Origin of the sequence: Pseudomonas agarici (assembly GCF_900109755.1) — a bacterium.
In the GTDB taxonomy this organism is placed as follows: domain Bacteria; phylum Pseudomonadota; class Gammaproteobacteria; order Pseudomonadales; family Pseudomonadaceae; genus Aquipseudomonas; species Aquipseudomonas agarici.
In genome coordinates this window covers 38,933-62,890 of record NZ_FOAR01000001.1, presented here as the reverse complement: position 1 = coordinate 62,890, position 23,958 = coordinate 38,933, and the positions used below count along the sequence as shown (strand labels likewise).

20 protein-coding genes are annotated in these 23,958 nt (G+C 59.4%); all 20 read left to right on the top strand.

What is annotated here, in order from left to right:
* The first annotated feature begins 351 nt into the window (after positions 1-351).
* The 20 genes from rpsB (at position 352) to kdsA (ending at position 23,937) form a co-directional block, all read left to right on the top strand.
* Positions 352-1,089, top strand: a complete 738-nt coding sequence (rpsB, locus tag BMX68_RS00265) for a 30S ribosomal protein S2 (RefSeq protein WP_017130857.1) — start codon at positions 352-354, stop codon at positions 1,087-1,089.
* Between the two features lie 193 nt (positions 1,090-1,282).
* Positions 1,283-2,146 (top strand): translation elongation factor Ts, encoded by an 864-nt coding sequence (gene tsf, locus BMX68_RS00260; RefSeq protein WP_017130858.1) that lies wholly within the window; start codon positions 1,283-1,285, stop codon positions 2,144-2,146.
* Positions 2,147-2,346: 200 nt separating this feature from the next.
* Complete coding sequence (gene pyrH / locus BMX68_RS00255; protein ID WP_003189161.1) at positions 2,347-3,090, top strand: UMP kinase; 744 nt, start codon at positions 2,347-2,349, stop codon at positions 3,088-3,090.
* On the top strand, positions 3,087-3,644 hold the full coding sequence (gene frr / locus BMX68_RS00250; protein WP_017127121.1) for a ribosome recycling factor: 558 nt from the start codon (positions 3,087-3,089) through the stop codon (positions 3,642-3,644). Before pyrH ends, frr begins: the two co-directional genes overlap by 4 nt.
* Positions 3,645-3,660: 16 nt before the next feature.
* Positions 3,661-4,416 (top strand): polyprenyl diphosphate synthase, encoded by a 756-nt coding sequence (gene uppS / locus BMX68_RS00245; RefSeq protein WP_017130859.1) that lies wholly within the window; start codon positions 3,661-3,663, stop codon positions 4,414-4,416.
* Positions 4,416-5,228: a phosphatidate cytidylyltransferase gene (locus tag BMX68_RS00240; protein WP_017130860.1), complete on the top strand. Its 813-nt coding sequence runs from the start codon at positions 4,416-4,418 to the stop codon at positions 5,226-5,228. The genes uppS and BMX68_RS00240 overlap by 1 nt, the downstream gene beginning before the upstream one ends.
* The gene (gene ispC / locus BMX68_RS00235) at positions 5,225-6,415 is read left to right on the top strand and encodes a 1-deoxy-D-xylulose-5-phosphate reductoisomerase (RefSeq protein ID WP_017130861.1); all 1,191 of its coding nucleotides are present in this window, start codon (positions 5,225-5,227) and stop codon (positions 6,413-6,415) included. Before BMX68_RS00240 ends, ispC begins: the two co-directional genes overlap by 4 nt.
* 54 nt (positions 6,416-6,469) lie before the next feature.
* Positions 6,470-7,822 (top strand): sigma E protease regulator RseP, encoded by a 1,353-nt coding sequence (gene rseP, locus BMX68_RS00230; protein ID WP_017130862.1) that lies wholly within the window; start codon positions 6,470-6,472, stop codon positions 7,820-7,822.
* Between the two features lie 78 nt (positions 7,823-7,900).
* Complete coding sequence (gene bamA / locus BMX68_RS00225) at positions 7,901-10,288, top strand: outer membrane protein assembly factor BamA (protein WP_060782214.1); 2,388 nt, start codon at positions 7,901-7,903, stop codon at positions 10,286-10,288.
* 44 nt (positions 10,289-10,332) lie between these two features.
* Positions 10,333-10,836 (top strand): OmpH/Skp family outer membrane protein, encoded by a 504-nt coding sequence (locus tag BMX68_RS00220; protein ID WP_017130863.1) that lies wholly within the window; start codon positions 10,333-10,335, stop codon positions 10,834-10,836.
* 3 nt (positions 10,837-10,839) lie between these two features.
* On the top strand, positions 10,840-11,895 hold the full coding sequence (gene lpxD, locus BMX68_RS00215; RefSeq protein WP_017130864.1) for a UDP-3-O-(3-hydroxymyristoyl)glucosamine N-acyltransferase: 1,056 nt from the start codon (positions 10,840-10,842) through the stop codon (positions 11,893-11,895).
* 114 nt (positions 11,896-12,009) lie between these two features.
* Positions 12,010-12,450, top strand: coding sequence for a 3-hydroxyacyl-ACP dehydratase FabZ (fabZ, locus tag BMX68_RS00210; RefSeq protein WP_017127129.1), 441 nt, complete (start codon positions 12,010-12,012; stop codon positions 12,448-12,450).
* Entirely contained in the window at positions 12,447-13,223 is a 777-nt protein-coding gene (gene lpxA, locus BMX68_RS00205) for an acyl-ACP--UDP-N-acetylglucosamine O-acyltransferase (RefSeq protein ID WP_017130865.1), read from the top strand. The genes fabZ and lpxA overlap by 4 nt, the downstream gene beginning before the upstream one ends.
* 2 nt (positions 13,224-13,225) lie before the next feature.
* The gene (lpxB, locus tag BMX68_RS00200) at positions 13,226-14,356 is read left to right on the top strand and encodes a lipid-A-disaccharide synthase (protein WP_017130866.1); all 1,131 of its coding nucleotides are present in this window, start codon (positions 13,226-13,228) and stop codon (positions 14,354-14,356) included.
* Between the two features lie 11 nt (positions 14,357-14,367).
* On the top strand, positions 14,368-14,994 hold the full coding sequence (gene rnhB / locus BMX68_RS00195) for a ribonuclease HII (RefSeq protein ID WP_060782216.1): 627 nt from the start codon (positions 14,368-14,370) through the stop codon (positions 14,992-14,994).
* Between the two features lie 71 nt (positions 14,995-15,065).
* Entirely contained in the window at positions 15,066-18,587 is a 3,522-nt protein-coding gene (dnaE, locus tag BMX68_RS00190) for a DNA polymerase III subunit alpha (RefSeq protein WP_017130867.1), read from the top strand.
* A 149-nt stretch (positions 18,588-18,736) separates the two neighbouring features.
* Entirely contained in the window at positions 18,737-19,684 is a 948-nt protein-coding gene (locus BMX68_RS00185; protein ID WP_017130868.1) for an acetyl-CoA carboxylase carboxyltransferase subunit alpha, read from the top strand.
* 167 nt (positions 19,685-19,851) lie between these two features.
* Positions 19,852-21,180: a tRNA lysidine(34) synthetase TilS gene (gene tilS, locus BMX68_RS00180; protein WP_017130869.1), complete on the top strand. Its 1,329-nt coding sequence runs from the start codon at positions 19,852-19,854 to the stop codon at positions 21,178-21,180.
* A 274-nt stretch (positions 21,181-21,454) separates the two neighbouring features.
* Entirely contained in the window at positions 21,455-23,086 is a 1,632-nt protein-coding gene (pyrG, locus tag BMX68_RS00175; protein WP_026013055.1) for a CTP synthase, read from the top strand.
* A gap of 5 nt (positions 23,087-23,091) precedes the next feature.
* On the top strand, positions 23,092-23,937 hold the full coding sequence (gene kdsA / locus BMX68_RS00170) for a 3-deoxy-8-phosphooctulonate synthase (protein ID WP_017130871.1): 846 nt from the start codon (positions 23,092-23,094) through the stop codon (positions 23,935-23,937).
* Positions 23,938-23,958: the final 21 nt, after the last annotated feature.

The following is a 23,958-nucleotide window of genomic DNA, read 5'->3' as shown; positions in this document are numbered from 1 at the left end:
GAGCAGGGCAACATCCGGTCATGGAGTGTTGCGTTCTCAAAACCCTGAAAAATGCGATTCTAACAGACTGAGGAGGCAAATCATGAGGTCCGGATATCGCTTGTCTCCATAAAGAATGGGGGCTTCAGGTGCAAAACCAAGGGGCGCACCAAAGTCCTTGATAGGAAATACGAATCCAGGTTTCGTTTTTGTCCTCCCTGTGGTATAACATGCGCCGCTTTGCGGGGATGCCCCGAAAGGCTTAAATCCACACACGTGTCGACACGATGACCTGGGTGCCTTCAGCTTGATGCTGCCGGGTTGGTCATTGGGATGCGTGGAGGCCAAACCCGACTTAATTAAGGAACTATCATGTCCCAAGTCAACATGCGCGATATGCTGAAGGCCGGTGTGCACTTCGGTCACCAGACCCGTTACTGGAACCCGAAAATGGGCAAATACATTTTCGGCGCGCGTAACAAGATCCACATCATCAACCTCGAAAAAACCCTGCCAATGTTCAACGAAGCGCTGACTTTCGTAGAGCGTCTGGCCCAGGGTAAAAACAAGATTCTGTTCGTCGGTACCAAGCGTTCCGCTGGCAAGATCGTCGCTGAAGAAGCCGCGCGTTGCGGTTCGCCGTATGTCGATCACCGTTGGTTGGGCGGCATGCTGACCAACTTCAAAACCATCCGTGCTTCCATCAAGCGTCTGCGTGACCTTGAAGTGCAAGCCGAAGATGGCACGTTCGCCAAGCTGACCAAGAAAGAGGCGCTGATGCGCACTCGCGATCTGGAAAAGCTGGATCGTAGCCTGGGTGGTATCAAGGACATGGGCGGTCTGCCAGACGCACTGTTCGTGATCGACGTTGACCATGAGCGCATCGCGATCACCGAAGCCAACAAGCTGGGTATCCCGGTCATCGGCGTTGTCGATACCAACAGCAGCCCGGAAGGTGTTGACTACATCATCCCAGGCAACGATGACGCCATTCGCGCCATCCAGCTGTACATGGGTTCGATGGCTGACGCGGTGATCCGCGGTCGCACCAACGTTCCTGGCGGTACCGTTGAGTTCACCGAAGAAGCACCGGTTGCCGCCGCTGAGTAATCGACGCCCTGGCGTTGGCTCAGTAAGCAAAAAGGGGGCCTGGCCCCCTTTTTGCCCCCTTGAAAACCATTTGTCTGGCGCGCCGTTGCAATGTCTGTAACGTGTAGCTGCTAACGAAGGGTGGTTCGAGAAGAATTGAACGCCCGTTCGATCGGGTGGAATGGTTGATAACCTATCCAAGAGGAATTTTGAAATGGCAGAGATTACTGCAGCGTTGGTCAAAGAACTGCGCGAGCGTACCGGCGAAGGCATGATGGACTGCAAGAAGGCCTTGACCAAGGCCGGCGGCGACATCGAAAAAGCCATCGATGACATGCGCGCATCGGGCGCCATCAAAGCCGCGAAGAAAGCAGGCAACGTTGCTGCCGAGGGCGCTATCGCGATCAAGGACGACGGTAAGTCTGCCGTTATCCTGGAAGTGAATTCGCAGACCGACTTCCTGGCTCTGCAAGACGACTTCAAGAACTTCGTTGCTGCCAGCATTGAAAAAGCTTTCGCTGACAAACTGACCGATGCCGCTCCGCTGATCGCCGCTCAAGAAGTCGCTCGCGAAGCCCTGGTTGCCAAAGTGGGCGAGAACGTCAATATCCGTCGCCTGGCCCGTATCGAGGGTGACGTGATCGGTTCCTACCTGCACGGCAACAAGATTGGCGTGGTCGTGGCTCTGAACGGCGGTAACGTCGACCTGGCCAAGGACATTGCGATGCACGTAGCGGCCAGCAACCCTGAGTTCCTGCTGCCTTCGCAAGTCTCCGCTGAAGCTATCGAACGCGAAAAAGCCGTGTTTCTGCAGTTGAACGAAGAGAAGATCAAAGGCAAGCCGGAAAACATCGTTGAGAACATGGTCAAGGGCCGTATCAACAAGTTCCTGGCCGAAGCCAGCCTGGTTGAGCAGGCGTTCGTCAAGAACCCTGAAATCAAGGTCGGCGAGCTGGCCAAGAAAGGTGGCGCTGAAATCGTTTCCTTCACCTACTTCAAAGTAGGCGAAGGTATCGAGAAGCCAGTCGACAACTTCGCTGAAGAAGTGGCTGCACAGCTGGCTGCCGCCAAGCAATAAGACGGTTTTCGACTGTCGACCCAAGAGGCTGCCCGCTTACGCGCGCAGCCTCTTTTCAAATGGGAAGAGGGTTTCTCTTTTTCCTTTCGGAACCGGCTTACAAGGCTGTGTTCCGATGGCGCTGTAGCAGCGCCCAGCTAGTGTTAGCGCGAGTTGCAAACAGCTCGCAAGTTTTTTAAACGCCGCAGGAGAGATTCGCAATGGCTCAGCAGGGCAGTGGTTATCAAGCTCGCTATAAACGCATTCTACTCAAGCTGAGTGGCGAGGCCCTGATGGGCTCGGAAGAGTTCGGGATCGATCCGAAAGTCCTGGATCGCATGGCGCTGGAAGTGGGTCAGTTGGTCGGTATCGGTGTGCAGGTCGGCCTGGTGATCGGAGGGGGTAACCTGTTCCGTGGCGCCGCCCTGAGCGCTGCGGGGATGGATCGTGTCACCGGCGACCATATGGGTATGCTGGCTACCGTGATGAACGCGTTAGCGATGCGCGACGCGCTGGAACGTGCGAATATCTCTGCCATCGTGATGTCGGCCATTTCCATGGTCGGCGTGACCGATCATTACGATCGTCGCAAGGCAATGCGTCACCTCAATTCCAAGGAAGTGGTGATTTTCGCAGCGGGTACCGGCAATCCGTTCTTTACCACGGATTCGGCCGCTTGCCTGCGCGCAATCGAAATCGATGCCGACGTGGTGCTCAAGGCGACCAAGGTCGATGGTGTCTACACCGCCGATCCGTTCAAGGATCCGCATGCCGAGAAGTTCGATCATCTGACCTACGATGAAGTACTGGATCGCAAGCTCGGTGTCATGGACCTCACCGCTATCTGCCTGTGCCGTGATCACAAAATGCCGCTACGTGTATTTAACATGAACAAGCCCGGCGCCCTGCTGAACATCGTGCATGGCGGCGCTGAAGGAACCCTGATCGAGGAAGGCCAACAATGATCAACGAACTCAAGAAAGACGCTCAAGAGCGCATGCAGAAATCCCTGGAGTCCCTGGCTCACAACTTCGGTCGCATCCGTACCGGACAGGCTCACCCGAGCATTCTGGAAGGCGTGATGGTGCCTTACTATGGCGCCGATACCCCGATCAAACAGGTGGCTAACATCACCGTCAAGGATGCACGGACCCTGCAGGTGGTGGCATTCGAGCGCAACATGCTCGGCGCGGTGGACAAGGCCATCGGTAGCGCCGGCTTGAACCTGAACCCGACCAACCTGGGCGAGCTGCTGCTGATTTCCATGCCGGCCCTGACCGAAGAAACCCGTCGTGGTTTCACCAAGCAGGCCCGCGAAGAGGCAGAAAACGCCCGAGTTGCGGTGCGCAACATTCGCCGTGACGTGCTGGGCGACCTGAAGGACCTGGTCAAGGAAAAGGAAATCAGCGAAGACGAAGAACGTCGTGCTGCCGACGAGATCCAGAAGCTGACTGACAGCTTCGTGGCTAAAATCGAAGTGGCCGTGAAGCAAAAAGAAGCGGACCTGATGGCTGTATAAGGGTCAGGACGTTTTCATGGAAAAGACCAAGCAGGCAGGGCTGTCCTCGGTACCGCGCCACGTCGCGATCATCATGGATGGTAATAATCGCTGGGCGAAGAAGCGTTTCTTGCCCAGTGTCGCCGGCCATAAGGCCGGTGTCGATGCAGTGCGGGCGGTGATCGAGGTGTGTGCCGAGGCCAAGGTCGAGGTATTGACCTTGTTCGCCTTCTCCAGTGAGAACTGGCAGCGCCCCGCTGACGAGGTCAGCGCCTTGATGGATCTGTTTTTCAAGGCGTTGCGGCGCGAGGCCAAGCGCCTCAACGATAACAACATCAGCTTGCGGATCATTGGTGATCGCTCGCGATTCCATCCTGAACTCCAGGCAGCGATGCGCGAGGCGGAAGCCGTGACGGCGGGCAACAATCGTTTCATTCTGCAAATCGCCGCCAACTACGGTGGACAGTGGGATATCGCCCAAGCGGCGCAACGTCTGGCTTGCGAAGTGCAGGCCGGGCATCTGCGTCCGGACGACATCACCCCGCAGTTGCTGCAGACCTGTCTGGCAACTGGCGATCAGCCGCTGCCGGACTTGTGCATTCGTACCGGTGGCGAACATCGCATCAGTAACTTTTTGTTGTGGCAGTTGGCGTATGCCGAGCTGTATTTCTCCGACCTGTTCTGGCCGGACTTCAAACACGATGCCATGCGCAACGCGCTGGCTGATTTTGCTTCCCGCCAGCGTCGCTTCGGTAAAACGAGCGAGCAGGTCGAAGCGGGGGCCCGAGTTTAATGCTCAAGCAACGCATCGTCACGGCACTGATCCTTCTACCCATTGCCTTGTGCGGTTTTTTTCTGCTCTCAGGGTTCTGGTTTGCGCTGTTTATCGGCGTAGTCATCACTCTTGGTGCCTGGGAGTGGGCCCGCCTGGCAGGCTTTGAGGGGCAGCCGGCGCGTGTGGCGTATGCGGCGTCGGTCGCGGTTTTGCTGTTTTTCATGTACGTGCTGCCGAACCTGGCACCCTGGGTGCTGGGAGCGTCGGTGTTGTGGTGGGGGTTGGCGGTCTACCTGGTGCTGACCTATCCGCAGTCCAGTGCGCACTGGTCGAGCACGGCGAGCAAGCTGGTGATCGGTTTCCTGATCCTGTTGCCGGCCTGGCAGGGGCTGATCGAAATCAAGCAGCATGCTTCCGGCCACGGCAACCTGTTGATCATGGCGGTGATGATCCTGGTCTGGGGTGCCGATATCGGCGCCTATTTTTCCGGGAGGGCCTTTGGCAAACGCAAGCTGGCGCCGGCGGTCAGTCCGGGTAAGAGCTGGGAGGGTGTCTATGGCGGCCTGCTGTTGAGTCTGGTGATTACGGCAGTGGTTGGCCTGGTGTACGGCTGGGGCTTTGGCCAGATCCTGGCGAGCCTGTTGGGTGCGGCGGTCATCGTGTTCATTTCGGTCGTCGGCGACTTGACCGAAAGCATGTTCAAGCGTCAGTCCGGGATCAAGGACAGCAGTAACCTGTTGCCCGGTCATGGTGGCGTGCTCGACCGTATCGACAGCTTGACCGCGGCGATCCCGATGTTCGCGGTGTTGCTGTGGATCGCCGCATCGTGAGCCGCCCACAACAGATCACGGTATTGGGCGCTACCGGTTCCATCGGCATGAGCACCCTTGATGTCATTGCTCGGCACCCCGAGCGTTATCAAGTGTTTGCCTTGAGCGGCTTCAGCCGCTTGGCTGAGCTGTTCGCCTTGTGCGTGCGTCACAGGCCGCGTTTTGCAGTGGTGCCTGAGCGAGCCGATGCTCGTCGTCTGCAGGAGGATTTGCGCACCGCTGGCCTGTCTACCGAGGTAGTGGTAGGCGAAGAGGCGTTGTGCCAGATTTCGTCTGACCCCGAAGTCGACACCGTGATGGCGGCGATCGTAGGTGCGGCAGGCTTGCGTCCTACCCTGGCGGCGGTTGAGGCCGGCAAGAAAATCTTGTTGGCCAACAAGGAGGCGTTGGTGATGACCGGCGCCCTGTTCATGCAGGCAGTGCGCAAGAGCGGTTCGGTGCTGCTGCCAATCGACAGTGAGCACAATGCGATTTTCCAATGCCTGCCAGGCGATTTCGCCCGTGGACTGGGGGCAGTGGGAGTGCGACGCATTCTGCTGACCGCCTCCGGTGGCCCATTCCGGCAAACGCCGTTAACCGAGCTGGAGCATGTGACACCTGATCAGGCCTGTGCGCACCCCAACTGGTCAATGGGGCGCAAGATTTCCGTCGACTCCGCGAGCATGATGAATAAGGGGTTGGAGTTGATCGAGGCCTGCTGGCTGTTCGATGCTCTGCCGAGCCAGGTCGAGGTGGTGATTCACCCGCAGAGCGTGATCCATTCGCTGGTCGATTATGTCGATGGCTCGGTGCTCGCCCAATTGGGCAATCCGGACATGCGCACGCCGATTGCCAATGCGCTGGCGTGGCCGGAGCGCATCGATTCCGGTGTCGCTCCATTGGATTTGTTTTCTGTGGCACGGCTGGACTTCCAGGCGCCGGATGAGCAGCGTTTCCCTTGTTTGCGCCTGGCGCGGGCCGCCGCCGAAGCCGGCGGCAGCGCACCGGCGATGCTCAATGCGGCCAATGAGGTGGCCGTAGCCGCGTTTCTCGAACGGCGCATCCGTTATCCCGAGATCGCGAGTATCATCGAGGCAGTGTTGAATCTGGAACCTGTTGTTGCGGTCGATGAACTCGGCGCGGTATTCGCAGCAGATGCCAAGGCACGGGCATTGACCGAACAGTGGCTGAGTCGCAACGGGCGTTGAGCCCGGTGTAGCGTAAGCGCGATGCGACACTTGATAGGATTGCGGAGAAAGTAGATGAGCGCGCTCTATATGATTGTCGGCACCCTGGTGGCATTGGGTGTGCTGGTTACTTTTCATGAATTCGGTCACTTCTGGGTGGCGCGCCGCTGCGGCGTCAAGGTGTTGCGCTTTTCCGTGGGGTTCGGTACGCCGCTGCTGCGTTGGCATGACCGTCATGGCACCGAGTTCGTGTTGGCGGCGATTCCGCTCGGCGGCTACGTGAAGATGCTCGACGAGCGTGAAGCGGCGGTTGCGCCGGGCGAGCTCGATCAGGCCTTCAATCGCAAGACCGTGCGTCAGCGCATCGCTATTGTCGCTGCCGGCCCAATCGCCAACTTCCTGTTGGCAATCGTGTTTTTTTGGGTGCTGGCGATGCTCGGCAGCCAGCAGGTACGTCCGATCATCGGCGGGGTGGAGAGCGGCAGTATCGCAGCCAAGGCGGGTTTGAACGTCGGTCAGGAAATTGTCGCCATAGATGGCGAGCCGACCACCGGTTGGTCCGCCGTCAACCTGCAGTTGGTCCGTCGGCTGGGAGAAAGTGGCACGTTGCACTTGCAGGTGCGTGAGCCGGGTTCGACCAGCGACTCTCCCCGTGAGCTGATCCTTGACCACTGGCTGCATGGCGCTGACGAGCCCGACCCGATCAAGTCCTTGGGGATTCGTCCGTGGCGCCCGGCGCTACCGCCATTGTTAGCCGAACTCGACCCCAAAGGCCCGGCTCAGGCCGCTGGCCTGAAGACCGGCGATCGCCTGCTGTCGTTGAATGGCGATGCCGTCGATGACTGGCAGCAAGTGGTGGATTGGGTCCGTGTACGGCCGGATACCAAAATTGTGCTGCATGTGGAGCGCGATGGTGCTCAAATCGATGTCCCGCTGACCTTGGCTTCCCGGGGTGAGGGTAAGTCTGCCAGCGGTTACCTGGGGGCAGGCGTCAAGGCCGTGGATTGGCCGCCGGAGATGGTCCGAGAGGTCAGCTTCGGGCCTTTGGCGGCGATCGGCGAGGGGGCCAGGCGTACCTGGAACATGAGCGTTCTGACCCTGGATTCGCTAAAGAAAATGTTGTTCGGCGAGCTCTCGGTAAAAAACTTGAGTGGACCGATAACCATTGCTAAAGTGGCGGGCGCTTCGGCCCAGTCGGGTGTCGCTGATTTCCTGAATTTCCTGGCTTATTTGAGCATCAGCCTGGGCGTTCTGAATTTGTTGCCTATCCCGGTACTGGATGGGGGGCATTTGCTGTTTTATCTGATCGAGTGGGCCCGTGGTCGCCCGTTGTCGGAGCGAGTACAGGGTTGGGGGATACAAATCGGCATCAGTTTGGTGGTTGGGGTGATGCTACTTGCCCTGGTCAACGATCTGGGTCGACTGTAACGCGCCGAAGAAATTGCGAGTTCGCCGCATTTTTTTGCGGCAATTTGTTTATTGCCAGTTGGAATAAGAAAGGACTTCATGAAACGTCTGCTGCTAACTGCGGTTCTCACCGTATTGATGATCGCCGAAGTTCACGCCGAGTCCTTCACTATCTCCGATATTCGTGTCAATGGCCTTCAGCGGGTATCCGCTGGTAGTGTGTTTGGCGCGTTACCATTGAACGTTGGGGAGCAAGCGGATGATCGGCGCCTGGTGGAATCCACTCGCGCGTTGTTCAAAACCGGGTTTTTCCAGGATATCCAGCTGGGGCGCGACGGTAACGTTCTGGTTATCACGGTGGTCGAGCGGCCTTCGGTGGCCAGTATCGATATAGAAGGCAACAAGGCCATTTCGACTGACGACCTGATAAAGGGTCTGAAGCAGTCCGGTCTGGCCGAAGGTGAGATCTTCCAACGCGCAACCCTCGAAGGTGTTCGTAACGAACTCCAGCGTCAGTACGTGGCCCAAGGCCGCTACTCCGCCGAGGTCGAGACCGAAGTGGTGCCACAGCCGCGCAATCGCGTAGGCTTGAAAATCAAGATCAACGAAGGCACCGTTGCCGCCATCCAGCACATCAACGTGGTGGGCAACACGGTATTCCCCGACGAAGACCTGATCGATTTGTTCGAACTCAAGACCACCAACTGGTTGTCGTTCTTCAAGAACGACGACAAGTATGCTCGTGAAAAACTTTCCGGTGACCTGGAGCGCCTGCGTTCCTATTACCTGGACCGTGGCTATATCAACATGGATATCGCCTCGACCCAGGTTTCGATCACGCCGGACAAGAAAAACGTCTATATCACCGTCAACGTCACCGAAGGTCAGAAATACAAGGTTCGCGAGGTGAAGCTCAGCGGTGACCTGAAAGTGCCTGAAGACCAGGTCAAGTCCCTGCTGCTGGTCGAGAAGGGCCAGGTATTCTCGCGTAAGCTGATGACCACTACTTCGGAGCTGATCACCCGTCGCTTGGGTAACGATGGTTATACCTTTGCCAACGTCAACGGCGTACCGACGCCGAACGACGAGGATCACACCGTCGATATCACCTTTGTGGTCGATCCGGGCAAGCGTGCCTACGTCAACCGGATCAACTTCCGTGGCAACACCAAGTCCGCCGACGAAGTGTTGCGTCGTGAAATGCGCCAGATGGAAGGCGGTTGGGCTTCCACCTACCTGATCGACCAGTCCAAGACCCGTCTCGAACGCCTGGGCTTCTTTAAGGAAGTCAACGTCGAGACCCCGGCGGTTCCAGGTGTCGACGACCAGGTCGACGTGAATTACGCGGTGGAAGAGCAGGCTTCGGGTTCGATCACCGCCAGCGTCGGTTTTGCCCAGAGTGCCGGTCTGATCCTCGGTGGTTCGATTACCCAGAACAACTTCCTCGGTACGGGTAACAAAGTCAGCATCGGCCTGACCCGCAGTGAATACCAGAGCCGTTACAACTTCGGCTACGTCGATCCCTATTGGACCACCGACGGTGTCAGCCTGGGTTACAACGTGTTCTATCGCACCACCGACTACAAAGACCTCGATGTCGATGTTGCCAGCTATGCGGTAGATAGCCTGGGTGCCGGTGTGAGCGTGGGTTACCCGATCAGCGAGACCTCGCGTCTGACCTTCGGTCTGACTGCGCAGCAGGACAAGATCAAGACCGGCCTGTATACCGTGGACGAGATCTTCGACTTCGTGAACCGCGAGGGCGACAGCTACCTGAACTTCAAGGCCTCGGTCGGCTGGTCGGAATCGACCCTGAACAAGGGCGTCCTGGCCACCCGTGGTCATTCCCAGAGCGTGACCCTGGAAGCCACCACGCCAGGCAGCGACCTGTCATTCTTCAAGCTCGACTACCGCGGCCAAGTGTTCGCGCCGCTGACTGATACCTACACCATGCGTTTCCATACCGAACTGGGTTACGGCGACGGCTATGGCTCGACCGAGGGCTTGCCGTTCTACGAGAACTACTATGCCGGTGGTTTCAACTCGGTCCGTGGCTTCAAGGACAGCACCTTGGGTCCTCGTGGTACGCCAAGCCGCGGTGTGGGCGTGACGGGTAACGTCGGTACCATTGCCGACTCAGACAATGATCCGCTGCCGTTCGGTGGTAACGTGCTGATCCAGGGCGGCGCGGAGGTGCTGTTCCCGCTGCCGTTCGTCAAGGATCAACGCTCCCTGCGCACCTCGGTATTCTGGGATGTGGGTAACGTGTTCGACTCCAAGTGCGATCAGGTCAAGAACACCAACGGTTCAGCTTCCAATACACAGTGCAACGATATCAGTTTGAGCAACCTCGCCAGCTCCGTCGGTGTGGGCGTGACCTGGGTCACTGCCCTGGGCCCGTTGAGCTTTGCCCTGGCGATGCCAGTCAAGAAACCGGATAACGCTGAAACTCAGATATTCCAATTCTCCCTCGGTCAGACGTTCTGATAGTCTGACCCAAGATAACGACAATGAATTTGTAGGAGTTTATCGTGCGTAAGTTGACTCAACTGGTGCTGCTGGCGACCGTCCTGGTGGCTACCCCGGCGTTTGCCGAAATGAAGATCGCTGTCCTGAACTACCAGATGGCGTTGCTGGAATCCGACGCGGCCAAGAAATACGCCGTGGATGCCGAGAAGAAGTTCGGCCCGCAACTGACTAAGCTGAAAGCCCTGGAAAGCAGCGCCAAGGGCATCCAGGACCGCCTTGTCAGCGGTGGCGACAAGATGCAACAGGGCGAACGTGAGCGCCTTGAGCTGGAATTCAAGCAAAAGGCCCGTGACTTCCAGTTCCAGTCCAAGGAATTGAACGAAGCCAAGGCCGTAGCCGACCGTGAAATGCTCAAGCAATTGAAGCCCAAACTGGACAGCGCGGTAGAAGAAGTCATCAAGAAAGGTGCTTTTGACCTGGTGTTCGAGCGTGGTGCAGTGATCGATGTCAAACCTCAGTACGACATCACTCGCCAGGTTATCGAGCGCATGAATCAGCTGAAGTAATCCATGACTGCAACTATCAAGCTCGGCCAATTGGCCGAGATCCTCGGCGCCACCCTGCGTGGTGACCCGGAGAAGGAAATCACCGGGCTGGCCACCTTGCAGGAGGCTGGCCCAGCTCAATTGAGTTTTCTGGCAAATCCCCAATACCGTAAATACCTCGCGGACTGCCAGGCCGGCGCTGTGTTGCTCAAGGCCGCCGAGGCCGAGGCTTATGCTGGGAATGCCTTGGTAGTGGCCGATCCCTACCTAGCCTATGCAGGTATTTCGCACCTGTTCGACCCGAAACCCAAGGCGGCGCCAGGTATTCACCCGAGTGCTGTCGTGGCGGCGGATGCGCTGATCGACCCGGCGGCGAGTATCGGCGCTTTCGCGGTGATTGAGAGCGGTGCGCGCATTGGCGCGGGCGTGACCATTGGCGCCCAGTGCTTTGTCGGCGCTCGTTGTGAAATCGGCGATGGCGGCTGGCTGGCGCCACGGGTCACCCTGTACCACGACGTGCGTATCGGCAAGCGTGTAGTGATCCAGTCCGGCGCGGTGCTCGGTGGTGAAGGCTTCGGTTTCGCCAACAAAAAGGGCGTTTGGCACAAGATCGCCCAAATCGGCGGCGTGGTGATCGGTGATGACGTGGAAATCGGTGTGAATACCGCCATCGATCGCGGCGCATTGGCCGATACGATCATCGGTAACGGCGTCAAGCTCGACAACCAAATCCAGATCGCCCATAACGTCCAGGTGGGTGATCACACCGCAATGGCGGCCTGCTGCGGCATTTCCGGCAGTACCAAAATCGGTAAGCATTGCATGCTCGCCGGTGGCGTCGGCCTCGTAGGGCACATCGAAATTTGCGATAACGTGTTCCTGACCGGGATGACCATGGTGACCCACTCGATCACTGAGCCGGGCTCCTATTCTTCCGGTACGGCCATGCAGCCGGCCGCCGAGTGGCGCAAGAGCGCGGCGCGTATTCGCCAACTCGATGACATTGCGCGGCGACTGCGACAGCTGGAAAAACGTGTCGGGGACGTGACCCCGGACGCGAACGCTTCATCTGAAGGCTGATACCATTTCCATATCAAGTAGTCGCCTGAGTCTGTACGAAAGCTAACTTCTTGATTTGCTAGAGGCGCATGCCCGTGGCGTGCTCCCCATCTTTACTACAGGCTTCCCCACGAAATGATGGACATCAACGAGATTCGCGAATACCTGCCTCACCGTTATCCGTTCCTGCTGGTTGACCGGGTGGTGGAACTGGATGTCGAGGCCAAGCGCATTCGTGCTTACAAGAATGTCAGCATCAACGAGCCTTTCTTCAATGGCCATTTTCCGGCGCATCCGATCATGCCGGGCGTATTGATCATTGAAGCCATGGCCCAGGCTGCCGGCATCCTTGGTTTCAAGATCCTGGACGTGAAGCCTGCCGATGGCACCCTTTACTATTTCGTCGGCTCCGACAAGCTGCGCTTCCGCCAGCCGGTCAAGCCGGGCGATCAATTGATCCTCGAAGCCACCTTCATCAGTTGCAAGCGCAAGATCTGGAAATTCGAGTGCCAGGCCTCGGTTGACGGCAAACCGGTGTGTTCGGCCGAGATCATCTGCGCGGAACAGGCGGTATGAGTTTGATTGACCCTCGCGCAATCATCGATCCGGCGGCCGTGCTGGCCGACGGCGTCGAGGTCGGCCCTTGGTCGATCATCGGCGCAGGTGTGGAAATCGGCGAGGGAACAGTGATCGGGCCGCATGTGGTCCTCAAGGGCTCGACCCGGATTGGCAAACACAACCGCATCTACCAGTTTTCCTCGGTGGGTGAGGATACCCCTGATCTTAAGTACAAGGGCGAGGACACTCGTCTGTGGATCGGTGACCACAATATCATCCGCGAAGGCGTGACGATTCATCGCGGCACGGTCCAGGATCGCTCGGAAACCACACTGGGTGATCACAACCTGATCATGGCTTATGCCCATATCGGCCATGACAGCGTGATCGGCAACCATTGCATCCTGGTCAACAACACGGCGCTGGCCGGTCACGTGCATGTCGATGACTGGGCGATCCTTTCCGGCTACACGCTGGTGCATCAGTTCTGCCATATTGGCGCCCACAGTTTTTCCGGCATGGGCACCGCCATTGGCAAGGACGTCCCGGCCTATGTCACGGTGTTCGGCAACCCGGCCGAAGCCCGCAGCATGAACTTTGAAGGCATGCGCCGTCGGGGCTTCAGCGAAGAAGTGATCCATGCGCTGCGCCGGGCCTACAAGGTGGTGTATCGCCAGGGCCTGACGGTGGATCAGGCGATTGTCGAACTGGCCGAGCCTGCCGCGCAGTACCCGGAAGTGGCGGTGTTTCTCGAATCCATCCAGTCCTCGACCCGCGGCATCACCCGCTGATCATGGCCAGCCTGCGTATTGCACTGGTTGCCGGTGAAGCGTCCGGCGATATTCTCGGTGCCGGTCTGATGCGGGCGCTCAAGGCGCGGCATCCCGCTGTCGAGTTTATCGGTGTGGGCGGTCCCTTGATGGAGGCGCAAGGGTTGGTCTCCTATTTCCCCATGGAGCGCCTGTCGGTCATGGGCCTGGTCGAGGTGCTCGGGCGTTTGCCTGAGTTGCTCAAGCGGCGCAAGACGTTGATCCAGACGCTGATTGCCGAAAAGCCGGATGCCTTTATCGGCATCGACGCCCCCGACTTCACCCTCAACATCGAACTCAAGCTGCGTCGAGCCGGGATCAAGACCGTGCACTACGTCAGTCCATCTGTCTGGGCCTGGCGCCAGAAGCGGGTGCTGAAGATCCGCGAAGGCTGTGATCTGATGTTGACGCTGTTGCCGTTTGAAGCGCGTTTCTACGAAGAGCAGGGTGTGCCGGTGCGATTTGTCGGGCACACCCTGGCCGACACCATTGCGCTGCAGACCGATCGCTCGGCAGCGCGTGCCGAACTCGGTTTGCCGGACGGCCCGTTGGTGGCGTTGATGCCCGGCAGCCGTGGCGGCGAAGTGGCACGCCTGGGTGGGTTGTTCCTGGATACGGCGCAACGGTTGCAAGCGATGCATCCGGGCATTCGTTTTGTCATGCCGTGCGCCAGTGCGCAGCGTCGTAGCCAGATCGAGGCGTTGCTGGCGGAGCACGACCTGCCGTTGACGCTGCTGGATGGCCAGTCCCATAAGGCACTGGAGGCCTGCGATGCGGTGTTGATCGCTTCCGGCACGGCTACCCTCGAGGCATTGCTCTACAAACGCCCGATGGTGGTCGCCTACCGCCTGGCGCCGCTGACCTTCTGGATTCTCAAGCGCCTGGTGAAAAGCCCCTACGTCTCCTTGCCCAATCTGCTGGCCCAGCGTCTGCTGGTGCCCGAACTGTTGCAGGACGATGCCACGCCTGAAGCGCTGGCCAACGCCCTGTCGCCGCTGATCGAGGATGGTCGGGAACAAACCCGCGATTTCGAGGCGATCCACCGGACCCTGCGCCTGGATGCCTCGAACCAGGCCGCCGATGCGGTCCTGACGTTGATCGGTAAGCCGGTATGAGTAACGTGAAGATGCAGATGGGACTGGACTTCAGCCTGGTGGCCGACGCCGAGGATCTGGTCGCCGGCGTCGATGAAGTTGGTCGCGGTCCGCTCTGCGGTGCGGTGGTCACGGCAGCGGTGATCCTTGATCCCAAGCGACCGATTCTCGGGTTGAACGACTCGAAGAAACTGACCGAGGCCCGGCGCGAAAAACTGTATGACGAAATCTGCGAAAAAGCCCTGAGTTGGTGCGTCGCCCGAGCCGAGGTCGAGGAAATCGATGCGCTGAATATCCTCCATGCCACCCTGCTTGCAATGCAGCGGGCGGTCGCGGGCCTGCATATCCAGCCCAGGTTGGCAATGATCGACGGCAACCGCTGCCCGCAACTACCGATGCCGGCGCAGGCTGTGGTCAAGGGCGATAGCAAGGTACCGGCGATTGCGGCGGCGTCGATTCTGGCCAAAGTCAGCCGTGATCGTGAAATGGCGGCTGTTGAATTGATCTATCCCGGTTATGGGATCGGCGGGCACAAGGGTTATCCGACTCCGGTACACCTGGAAGCCTTGAGTCGTCTGGGGCCGACGCCGATTCACCGGCGCTCGTTCGCGCCCGTGCGGCTGGCCTGGGAGGCCCGTGAAAGCCTTGTCGAGCTTTAGTCTGCTGATGTTTTAGCCCAGGCCCGGTACAATCCGGGCCTTGTCGTTTTTCATGCTTCTACAGGATCACTATGCCGGCTTCATTCGTTCACCTGCGCCTGCACACTGAATATTCCCTGGTCGACGGTCTGGTGCGGATCAAGCCGCTGGTCAAGGCCCTGGCCGGCTTGAATATGCCCGCCGTGGCGGTGACCGATCAGAACAACATGTGTTCCCTGGTCAAGTTCTACAAGACCGCCATGGGCGCCGGAATCAAGCCGATCTGCGGTGCCGACCTGTGGCTGTCGAACAAAGACTCCGATGCGCCGTTGAGCCGGATCAGCCTGCTGGCGATGAACCCCCTGGGTTATCGCAACCTGACCGAGCTGATTTCCCGTGGCTTCATCGAGGGTCAGCGCAACGGCATGATCATCGTCGAGCGTGAGTGGGTCGCCGAGGCCAATGCGGGCCTGATCATGCTGTCGGCGGCAAAGGAGGGCGAGATCGGCATGGCTCTGCTCGGCGATAACGCCGCCGAAGCCGAAGCCCTGGCACGTGAGTGGATGGCGGTGTTCCCGGAGCGTTTCTACCTGGAGATCCAGCGCACCCATCGCCCGAACGACGAAGAACAGCTACACGGCGCCGTGGCCCTGGCCGAGAAGCTGGGGGCGCCGCTGGTGGCGACCAACGATGTGCGGTTTATCAAGCAGGAAGATTTCGAGGCTCACGAAACCCGCGTCTGCATCGGTGAAGGCCGGGCGCTCGATGACCCGCGTCGCTCGAAGAACTACAGCGACCAGCAGTACCTCAAAAGCGCCGAGGAAATGGCCGAGCTGTTCAGCGACCTGCCCGATGCCCTGGAAAACACCGTCGAGATCGCCAAGCGCTGCAATATCGAGGTGAAACTGGGCACGCACTTCCTGCCTAACTTTCCGATTCCCGATGGCATGACCATCGACGAGTATTTCCGCAAGGTGTCGTTCGATGGTCTCGAAGAGCGTCTGGCGGTCCTGCTACCCAGGGACACCACTGAAGACTACGAGGCCAAACGCCAGGTCTATGTCGACCGCTTGAATTTCGAGCTGGACATCATTATCCAGATGGGCTTCCCCGGTTACTTCCTGATCGTCATGGACTTTATCCAGTGGGCCAAGAGCAACGGCGTGCCGGTCGGCCCTGGCCGGGGGTCGGGTGCCGGTTCGCTGGTGGCCTATGTACAGAAGATCACCGACCTCGACCCGCTGGAATATGACCTGCTGTTCGAACGCTTCCTCAACCCGGAACGGGTTTCCATGCCCGACTTCGACGTCGACTTCTGCATGGACGGTCGTGATCGGGTGATCGACTACGTGGCCGAAAAATATGGCCGCAACGCGGTAAGCCAGATCATCACCTTCGGCTCCATGGCCGCCAAGGCCGTGGTACGCGACGTGGCGCGGGTGCAGGGCAAGTCCTACGGCCTGGCGGATCGCCTGTCGAAGATGATTCCTTTCGAAGTCGGCATGACCCTGGAAAAAGCCTACGAGCAGGAAGAGATCCTGCGTGACTTCATCAAGGTCGATGAAGAAGCGGCGGAAATCTGGGAGATGGCCCGCAAGCTTGAAGGTGTGGTGCGCAACGTCGGTAAGCACGCCGGCGGGGTGGTGATCGCGCCGACCAAGCTGACTGACTTCTCGCCGATCTATTGCGATGAAGAAGGCGAAGGCCTGGTGACCCAGTTCGACAAGGATGACGTTGAGGCGGCCGGCTTGGTGAAGTTCGACTTCCTGGGCCTGCGGACCCTGACGATCATCGATTGGGCGCTGAAGACCATCAACCGTGACCGGGCCAAGGTCAACGAACCGCCGCTGGATATTGCCTTTATCCCGCTGGACGACAAACCGACCTACAGCCTGTTGCAGAAGGCCGAGACCACGGCGGTGTTCCAGTTGGAATCGCGTGGCATGAAAGAGCTGATCAAGAAGCTCAAGCCCGACTGCCTGGAAGACCTCATCGCCCTGGTGGCGCTGTTCCGTCCGGGCCCGCTGCAGTCCGGCATGGTGGATGACTTCATCAACCGCAAGCATGGTCGTGCCGAGCTGGCGTACCCGCACTCCGATTACCAGTACGAGGGCCTCAAACCCGTATTGGCGCCGACCTACGGCATCATCCTGTACCAGGAACAGGTGATGCAGATTGCCCAGGTCATGGCCGGCTACACCCTTGGCGGCGCGGATATGCTGCGTCGGGCCATGGGTAAGAAAAAGCCCGAGGAAATGGCCAAGCAGCGCGGTGGATTTATCGAGGGCTGCAAGACCAACAACATCGACCCGGACCTGGCCGGTAACATCTTCGATCTGGTAGAGAAGTTCGCCGGTTACGGTTTCAACAAATCCCACTCCGCCGCCTACGGCCTGGTGTCGTACCAGACTGCCTGGCTGAAGACCCATTATCCGGCGCCGTTCATGGCCGCAGTGCTCTCGGCCGATATGCACAACACCGACAAGATCGTGACCTTGATCGAAGAAGTGCGCACCATGAAGCTGCGTCTTGACGCGCCGGACGTGAATGCTTCGGAGTTCAAGTTCACGGTGAACGACGAAGGCCGGATCATCTACGGCCTCGGCGCCATCAAGGGCGTCGGCGAAGGCCCGGTGGAGGCGATTACCGAAGCGCGCCAGGACGGTCCCTTCAAGGACCTGTTCGATTTCTGCGCACGGGTCGATCTCAAGCGCATCAACAAACGCACCCTCGACGGCCTGATCCGCAGTGGCGCGTTGGATCGGCTCGGTCCGTATTTCCACGACGAGCCCAAGCCTTACCAGGCCAATATCGACCGTAACCGCGGGGTCCTGCTGGCGGCGATGGAAGAAGCGATCAAGGCCGCCGAACAGACCGCGCGCACCCATGACAGCGGCCACGCCGACCTGTTTGGCGGATTGTTCGTCGAGGCAGACGCGGATGTCTATGGCAATCACCGCAAGGCCAAGGAACTGACCCTCAAGGAGCGCCTGAAAGGCGAGAAGGACACTCTCGGTCTTTACCTGACCGGTCATCCGATCGATGAGTACGAGGGCGAGATTCGTCGTTTCGCCCGCCAGCGCATCATCGACCTGAAGCCGGCCCGGGATACCCAGACCGTGGCGGGGATGATCATCAACCTGCGGGTGATGAAAAACAAAAAAGGCGACAAGATGGGCTTTATCACCCTCGACGACCGCTCGGCGCGAATCGAGGCGTCATTGTTCGCCGATGCTTTTATGTCGGCCCAATCGTTGTTGCAGACCGATGCAATGGTGGTGGTCGAGGGCGAGGTCAGTAACGATGATTTCTCCGGTGGTCTGCGCCTGCGGGTCAAGCGTGTGATGAGCATGGAGGATGCCCGTACCCAACTGGCCGAGAGCCTGCGCCTGAAGGTGCAAAGTGCCAGGCTCCAGGGCGATGAGCTGCGCTGGCTGGGCGAGTTGTTCAAGAAGCACCGAGGCGCCTGTCCCATCACCATGGAGTACACCGGTCCGGATGCCAAGGCGCTGTTGCAGCTCGGCGACAGTTGGAAGATCGACCCCGCTGACAGTCTGATTCAGGCATTGCGTGACCAGTTCGGGCGAGACAACGTCTTTCTCCAATACCGTTGAGGTGGTGGTGCTATCAATGCGTCCCGACCTGGAACTTACTTTTAATCTCGACCTGAGCGCGCCATATCCCTTAAGGTAGGGCGCGATATAGATCAATCGGCCGGCCAGGCTGTGTAAAAACTACTGTGCTCGACCCAAGACGGATGCTTATGAACCCGAATTTTCTTGATTTCGAACAGCCGATCGCTGACCTGCAAGCCAAGATCGAAGAACTGCGCTTGGTCGGTAATGACAATTCGCTGAACATCGGCGATGAAATCGCTCGCCTGCAGGACAAGAGCAGCACGCTGACCGAAGACATTTTCGGCAAACTGACCAGTTGGCAGATCGCGCGCCTGGCGCGTCATCCACGTCGCCCCTACACCTTGGACTACATCGAGCACATCTTCACCGAGTTCGATGAACTGCACGGCGACCGCCATTTCTCCGACGATGCCGCGATCGTCGGCGGTATCGCCCGCCTGGAAGACCAGCCAGTGATGGTCATCGGTCACCAGAAAGGCCGTGAAGTGCGCGAGAAGGTGCGTCGCAACTTCGGCATGCCGCGCCCGGAAGGTTATCGCAAGGCCTGCCGCCTGATGGAAATGGCCGAGCGCTTCAAAATGCCGATCCTGACCTTTATCGACACGCCGGGCGCTTACCCGGGCATCGATGCCGAGGAGCGCAACCAGAGCGAAGCCATCGCCTGGAACCTGCGGGTCATGGCGCGCCTGAAAACCCCCATCATCGCCACGGTTATCGGTGAAGGTGGTTCCGGCGGTGCGCTGGCGATCGGTGTCTGCGACCAACTGAACATGTTGCAGTACTCGACCTACGCGGTGATTTCTCCGGAAGGCTGTGCCTCGATCCTCTGGAAGACCGCCGAGAAGGCCCCGGATGCCGCGGAAGCCATGGGTATTACCGCCGAGCGTCTGAAAGGCCTGGGCATCGTCGACAAAGTGATCGCCGAGCCGCTGGGCGGCGCTCACCGTGATCCGGTGGCCGCAGCCGGGCTGATCCGTGCTGAACTGAGCGCGCAGCTAGCGATGTTGCAGAAATTCGACAACGATGCGTTGCTGGCCCGTCGCTATGAGCGGTTGATGAGCTACGGTCTCTGATAGAACCCCCATTGGCGTTCCTCGCGAGCACGCTCGCCCCTGCATGGACTGTAGGCGCCGGGCTTGCTTGCGAACCGCTACAGGCGACCATTCGGTGAATTTCATCACCTAGGTGAAATCGCTTTTGTGAGCAGGCTCGGCTCCTACAGGATCGGGGGCGTCAAGTGATGCGTCAGTCAGATATCGATTTACCTTCCAGGCTTCTCCACGCCCTGGCCCCTTGGCGCACTGCCTCGACCTGGCGCCTGGCCTTCTCCGGTGGCCTCGACTCCACCGTCCTTCTGCATCTGCTGGTCCGACTGGGCAAGAGCCAATCCCTGCCTGAGCTTTCGGCCCTGCATATCCATCATGGCTTGCAGGTCGCCGCCGACAGTTGGCCCGAACACTGCCAGGCGTTCTGCGACACGCTGGGCGTGCCCTTGCAGGTGGTACGAGTGAGCGTCCAGCTCGGTGCCAGTCTTGAGCGTTCCGCCCGTGATGCGCGCTACCTGGCATTCGCCGGGGTGACTCGGTTGAACGAAGTCCTGCTGACAGCCCAGCATCGCGACGACCAGGCCGAGACGCTGTTGTTCCGACTGTTGCGCGGCGCCGGGGTTAGGGGGCTGGCGGCCATGCCGAGCGAGCGTGAAGTGGGCGGTGGGTATCTGGTCCGGCCGCTGCTTGATGTTTCGCGTGCGGAGCTGGAACAGTACGCCCGCGATCAGGGTTTGCATTGGATCGAGGACCCGTCCAACGCCGATCAGCAGTTTTCCCGCAATTACCTGCGCCACCGGGTTTTCCCCGACCTCAGCGAGCGTTGGCCGCAGGCGGTCAGCAGCATGGTGCGCAGCGCCGCACACCTGCGCGAGGCCCAGGAGTTGCTGGATGAGCTGGCTGACGTCGATCTTGACGGCGCTCAGGCCCATTCCCGCTACGACTGGCTGGGCATGCCGTCGCTGGCGCTGGACGCGGTGATCGAGCTGTCGCCGGCGCGCCAGCGCAATTTGTTGCGTCACTGGCTGGCGCCGTTGACCCGCCTGCCGGACAGCGATCACTGGGCTGGTTGGGATGATTTGCGCGATGCCGGGCACGATGCGAGACCGAAGTGGCGCCTGGCCGAAGGCGAATTGCACCGCGCCGACGAGCACTTGTGGTGGTTGAGCGGTTCCTGGCTGCGCCAGCCGGTGGCGGATATCGAGTGGACCCACCCAGGGCCTTCCCTGGAGTTACCGGACAACGGCGAATTGCTGATCATCGGCGATGCGCCGCCCGGCCCGTTGCGAGTGCGCTATCGTCAGGGCGGCGAGGTGCTGCATCTGCCAGACCGCGGGCATCGTGATCTCAAGCGCCTGCTTAACGAAAGCGGGGTGCCCTGGTTTGTCCGCGGCCGATTGCCGCTGGTCTATCGGGGCGAGCAATTGCTGGCTGTGGCCAACCTGGCGGGACTCGATGGTAGTTCGTTCGGAGACTGGCATTTGCGCTGGCACCCACCTTCGAGCGATCAAGGTTTGAGCTGAAAGCTGCTTTCCGGTAGACTACGCTCCCTTCTTGATACAACTTCTGTGGATTCGCCTGAATGGCAGGAGTTGCCGATTACCAAGCAGTCTTTGCTGGGCGATTCCAAAAAATGTGTAGCGAGCAACGTACCGGTGTTATCACTTGCGGTCCGTCCCAACGCGGCGGTTTTTTTGAAAGATGCACTGTGATTAATGCAGGTGATCGGGGGCTTTGGCCTTCCTTCGCTTTCCCCGGCGGCTCGGACCGCTTTAACGCAGACTTCTAGGGTTTTTCATGACGCGCTACATATTCGTCACGGGCGGTGTTGTTTCTTCATTGGGGAAAGGCATTGCCTCGGCTTCATTGGCGGCCATCCTGGAGGCGCGGGGACTGAAAGTCACCATGCTCAAACTGGACCCGTACATCAACGTCGACCCGGGCACCATGAGCCCGTTCCAGCACGGTGAAGTGTTCGTCACCCACGACGGCGCCGAGACCGACCTGGACCTGGGCCACTACGAGCGGTTCATTCGCACGACGATGACCCAGAACAACAACTTCACCACTGGCCGTGTCTACGAGCACGTGCTGCGCAAGGAGCGCCGTGGTGATTACCTGGGCGCGACCATCCAGGTGATTCCGCACATCACCGACGAAATCAAGCGGCGCATCATCAAGGGCGCCGGCGATGCCGACGTAGCCCTGGTGGAAATCGGCGGTACCGTGGGCGACATCGAATCGCAACCGTTCCTCGAAGCCATCCGCCAGTTGCGCGTCGAAGTCGGCTCCAAGCGCGCGATGCTGATGCACCTGACCCTGGTCCCGTACATCGCCACCGCTGGCGAGACCAAGACCAAACCGACCCAGCACTCGGTCAAGGAGCTGCGCTCCATCGGCTTGCAGCCTGACGTGCTGATCTGCCGCTCCGACCACCCGGTGGATGTGTCCTCGCGTCGCAAGATCGCGTTGTTCACCAACGTCGAAGAGCGTGCGGTGATCTCCCTGGAAGACGTCGACACCATCTACAAGATCCCGGCGGTCCTGCACGCCCAGGGTCTGGATGATTTCGTCGTCGAGCGTTTCGGCTTGCAATGCAACGGTGCCGACCTGTCCGAGTGGGAGCAGGTGGTCGACGCCAAGCTCAACCCCGAGCACGAAGTCACCATCGCCATGGTCGGCAAGTACATGGAACTGCTGGACGCCTACAAGTCGTTGATCGAGGCGATGAGTCACGCCGGCATCACCAACCGCACCAAGGTCAACCTGCGCTATATCGATTCCGAAGACATCGAGAACCAGGGCACCGGCTTGCTCGAAGGCGTCGATGCGATCCTCGTGCCGGGCGGTTTCGGCCTGCGTGGCGTGGAAGGCAAGATCACCGCTGTGCAATACGCCCGTGAAAACAAAGTGCCCTACCTGGGTATCTGCCTGGGCATGCAGGTGGCCGTGATTGAATTCGCCCGTAACGTGCTGGGCTGGAAAGATGCCAACTCCACCGAATTCGATCGCACCAGCGCTCACCCGGTCGTCGGCCTGATCACCGAGTGGGAAGATGCCACCGGCGCGGTCGAAACCCGCACCGAGGCCTCTGATTTGGGTGGCACCATGCGCCTGGGTGCCCAAGACTGTCTGCTGGAGCCGGGTTCGCTGGTTCACGGTTGCTACGCCAAGGACGTGATCGTCGAGCGTCACCGTCATCGCTACGAAGTGAACAACAACTTGCTGCCGCAGATCATGGAAGCTGGCCTGAGGATTTCCGGTCGTTCCGGTGACGGTGCGCTGGTCGAAGTGGTTGAGTCCCCGGATCATCCATGGTTCGTCGCCTGCCAGTTTCACCCAGAGTTCACTTCGACCCCGCGTGATGGCCACCCGTTGTTCAGCGGTTTCGTCAAAGCGGCCTTGGCCCAACACCAGAAGAAGGCGTAACGCTGATGGCCCAGAAGATCATTCGCGTTGGCGGCATCGAGATCGCCAACGACAAGCCGATGGTGCTGTTCGGTGGCATGAACGTGCTGGAAAGCCGTGACATGGCGATGCAGGTCTGCGAAGAGTACGTCAAAGTCACCGAAAAGCTCGGTATCCCCTACGTGTTCAAGGCCAGCTTCGACAAGGCCAACCGTTCCTCCGTGACCTCCTACCGTGGCCCTGGCTTGGAAGAGGGCATGCGCATCTTCCAGGACATCAAGCAAGCGTTCGGCGTGCCGATCATTACCGACGTCCACGAGCCGGCCCAGGCCACCGTGGTCGCCGAGGTCTGCGATATCATCCAGTTGCCAGCCTTCCTGTCGCGCCAGACCGACCTGGTGGTTGCCATGGCCAAGACCGGCGCGGTGATCAACATCAAGAAGGCCCAGTTCCTCGCGCCCCAGGAAATGAAACACATCTTGGGCAAGTGCGTGGAAGCCGGCAATGATCAGTTGATTCTCTGCGAGCGTGGTTCGAGCTTCGGCTACAACAACCTGGTGGTGGACATGCTCGGCTTCGGCATCATGAAGCAGTTTGAATACCCGGTGTTCTTCGACGTGACCCACGCCCTGCAGATGCCGGGCGGCCGCGCGGATTCCGCCGGTGGTCGTCGGGCCCAGGTCACCGACCTGGCCAAGGCCGGCATGAGCCAGAGCCTGGCGGGGCTGTTCCTCGAGGCACATCCTGACCCGGACAACGCCAAGTGCGACGGTCCTTGCGCTCTGCGCTTGGACAGGCTGGAGCCGTTCCTGGCACAACTCAAGGCGTTGGATGAACTGGTGAAGAGTTTTCCGACGATAGAAACCGCGTAATCCTCAAATCTCCGGTAAAGT